Origin of the sequence: Vibrio sp. 10N.261.46.A3, from assembly GCF_041472995.1 — a bacterium.
Taxonomy (GTDB): domain Bacteria; phylum Pseudomonadota; class Gammaproteobacteria; order Enterobacterales; family Vibrionaceae; genus Vibrio; species Vibrio coralliirubri.
On record NZ_JBFRRH010000189.1, the window covers coordinates 1 to 3,113 of the forward strand.

Genomic DNA, 3,113 nt, shown 5'->3' on the forward strand with positions numbered 1-3,113 from the left:
CGATTTAAAGACGCTTACGAACTAGCTGATCTGATCATCGGTTTGTCCAAAAGTTCCCATTTATAATGATCTTGCCGTGTCACCATCCACGAATAATAAGATTAACACTCCAATCCAAAGGAGATTTGAAGTGACCAAATGACGCTCTAAGGATGGCAAGATGTTCTGGTTCTGCTGAAGCAGAGTATGTGGATATGTTACAAGGGCCTGATGTATGTGAGGTTGGTCCTTCCAACGTTACTATTTTTTGATTAAGGTACCTACCGGGGTAAAAAGCAAAGCATACATGTAGCTGCGTTCCTTGGGGAACTCTTTCTTTGTGTTAGGGGTTGCCTGCCTTTTTCTTTATCTATATTTGTCCGGTAGATTTCGGGTCAAAGAGTGTTCGTTTCAACAGCCTTCATTCTTAGCTCCTTCAGGACTCTTTCAGAACACCCCTTGACTAATCACATGATCACTCTTTAACTCAGTGCTTATCAAAAAATCAAGGAGCGCTAGGCTCTTTGGTATAATCTAATAATTTTGTTAGTTCGTGCAATCAACTAAGTCATACCATCGTTTGAACAAGTGCCATATTGTTTGCTGTGTGGTAATCTGCGCTGTCATCTTATATGAAAATAAAAAATTAATGATTGAAGGAAGTCTTATGAACCTTACTTTAGATTACCTATCTTTGGGTATTCTGATCCTTGTACTGCTGATCTTAGTGTACGGTCTTATCATTATCCATGATATCCCTTATGAAATTGCGGTAAAACGTAATCATCCACATCAAGATGCCATCCATGTAGCAGGCTGGATCAGCCTCTTTTTCTTGCATATAATGTGGCCACTACTTTGGGTGTGGGCTATGTTGAGTGAGCCATTAAAAGTAGTGGATATAGAACAGTCAAAGCTCGATGAGCTTGAAAAACGAATCAATGCACTGCAAGCGAAAAGCGAGGAGAAGCTGTAATGGAAACCTTGATTATTCTTAGCTATATCGCATTGTGTGTGATTGTATTTCGCGTATTAAAGCTACCTAAAAATAAGTGGACAATTACCACAGCGACTGTCATTGGGGCTTTCTTAGTCGGTTGGATATTTTTATATATGGCGATGTATCAACCAGTGGCACGCGTAGCTGGTGTATACAGTATCACCACTCCAATCACCTCAGAAGTTTCTGGTGAAGTCACCGAGGTTTTTGTAAAAGGCAATGTTGCTTTGAAAAAAGGCGATCCTTTGTACCAAATCGATCCGACTCCATTTCAAGCAAGTGTAGACAAAACGAAAGCGCAAGTAACGGCGACGAAAGCTTCCCTTGATGAGCTTTTGCTCTCCAAGCAAAGCATCCGTGAGTCGATAAAGAAAACTCAAGCCCAGCTTATCTTCAACGAAAAGGAATTGAGTCGTTTTAATAAGTTGGCAAAGCGTGATTTTGCATCTCAAACAAAAGTAGACAAATTTACAGACACGATTGCAGAGCTGAATGCAGTTCAGGCACAGAACTACATTCAATTAAACGTTATTGATTCTAAGATTGCACAACAGCTGGCTGTAAAGAAAATGCACCTTGCAGAGTTCGATAAAGCTCAGTTCGATCTTAGTAAAACTTTAGTTGTGGCACCGACAGATGGCTATGTAACACAAGTCGCGTTGCGTCCGGGCATGAAGAGTCGTGTCCTTCCTTTCCAGGGAAACCTAGCGTTTGTGCACAAAGAGTCGAAGAGCATTATCGCTGCATTCAAACAAAACTCTGCGCGTTATATTAAGCCTGGCTACGAGGCAGAAGTGACCTTCAAAACCATTCCTGGCCATGCTTATCGAGCAAAAGTCGTCGATGTATTGGACATCTTTAAACAAGGTGCTATCACACCGTCGGGTAATTTAAATGACCCTCTTCAGAGGGTCGGTGGCCGTGTGTTAGTGAAAGTGGAACTTGTTCAGCCAGAATTATTGGACGGCCAGCCAATCCCTGCCGGAACAGACGCTCATGTTGCGGTGTATTCTCCCAAATGGGAGATGTTCTCTGTCGTACGTAAAGTCATTCTTCGCATGCAAAGTTGGCAAAATTGGATTTTTGAAGGTTAAGAGTTAGGTTGGGGAACTATACTGGAATTTCAGGTAGCCCAAATTGGATATAACTATCTGGGAGTTACATTTTTAAACTATTGCAACAAGGCCATGGGAATTTGTCGGCCTTGTTGTGTAATTAAGTTGAGAGATAGAGTCGTCTCCGTTTCGCGTTTTTCTTAGTGGTTGCAACAGCTTTTATATAGATCTGTTCATTCTGTTTGCTTTGTCTCCATAGCTTGTCGCCTTTCATCAATTCAAAAGGTCAGAGAATCACGATTGCAAGGAGCCTTATTGTATTCCGTCCAGTTAGTTATCTTCTTTTTCGCTTTACCCATGCCACCATAACTTTAACCATCACAAATGAACAGTTCGCATAGTTTGGAAAAGGTTCAACCAATACCTAGTGCTTACAAAAAAATCAAGGAGCGCTAGGCTCCTTGGTAAACGCCCCATGAACCCACGGGGCGATGTTGTTAATGTTTGAAGTTCCAAGGTAGGAGCGCATCGATATCAGGCTCTGCTTTCGCGAGCTCTTTCATGCACTTGACCATGTAGTCGTAGAGGATAAGGCCGTTGGCTTTCGCCGTCTCGACGATGCTGTAAAGCATCGCGCTCGCATCAGCACCATTTGGTGTGTTCGAGAAGAGCCAATTTTTTCTGCCAATGACCAGCGGTTTAATTGCGCGTTCAGCACGATTATTATCGATAGATAAATGACCGTCATCGATATGGCGGATAAGTTTCGGCCATTGGCCGAGCGTGTATTTTATCGCCTTGCCCAGCGAGCTAGACGCTAGCACTTGTTGAGTCGTCATCCACTCGTACAGCTCATCCAGTATCGGCTTGGCATGCAGTTGACGTTCTGCTTTTCGTGTTTCGACAGTCGCACCTTTTAAGCGGGATTCTATCCCATAGAGCTTCTGGATTTTGGCTAGCGCTTTATCTGCTTTGCCTGACTTACCTTTACCTTGAAGCTTCTTAGCATCCATGAACTTACGCCGTGCATGTGCCAAGCAACCAACATTGGTTACGTGATGAAGACCATCATAGGCACC

The 3,113-nt window shown here is 42.9% G+C and carries 3 protein-coding genes; 2 read left to right on the forward strand and 1 reads right to left on the reverse strand.

Annotated elements, in window-relative coordinates; all coding sequences use genetic code 11:
- Positions 1-646: 646 nt before the first annotated feature.
- Together AB4484_RS26550 and AB4484_RS26555 are read left to right on the forward strand one after the other, a co-directional pair.
- Positions 647-955, forward strand: a complete 309-nt coding sequence (locus tag AB4484_RS26550; protein WP_372081034.1) for a DUF3302 domain-containing protein — start codon at positions 647-649, stop codon at positions 953-955.
- The gene (locus tag AB4484_RS26555; protein WP_372081035.1) at positions 955-2,073 is read left to right on the forward strand and encodes an HlyD family secretion protein; all 1,119 of its coding nucleotides are present in this window, start codon (positions 955-957) and stop codon (positions 2,071-2,073) included. The genes AB4484_RS26550 and AB4484_RS26555 overlap by 1 nt, the downstream gene beginning before the upstream one ends.
- A gap of 458 nt (positions 2,074-2,531) precedes the next feature.
- On the opposite strand, the gene tnpC is transcribed toward AB4484_RS26555, so the two are convergent.
- Positions 2,532-3,113 (reverse strand): IS66 family transposase (gene tnpC, locus AB4484_RS26560; protein WP_372081036.1); only part of this gene is annotated, 582 nt, incomplete at its 5' end.

What these genes read in the sequence shown, in the direction of transcription:
- AB4484_RS26550 (WP_372081034.1), top strand. Translation starts at nt 647, where the DNA reads ATGAACCTTACTTTAGATTACCTATCTTTGGGTATTCTGATCCTTGTA.
- AB4484_RS26555 (WP_372081035.1), top strand. Translation starts at nt 955, where the DNA reads ATGGAAACCTTGATTATTCTTAGCTATATCGCATTGTGTGTGATTGTA.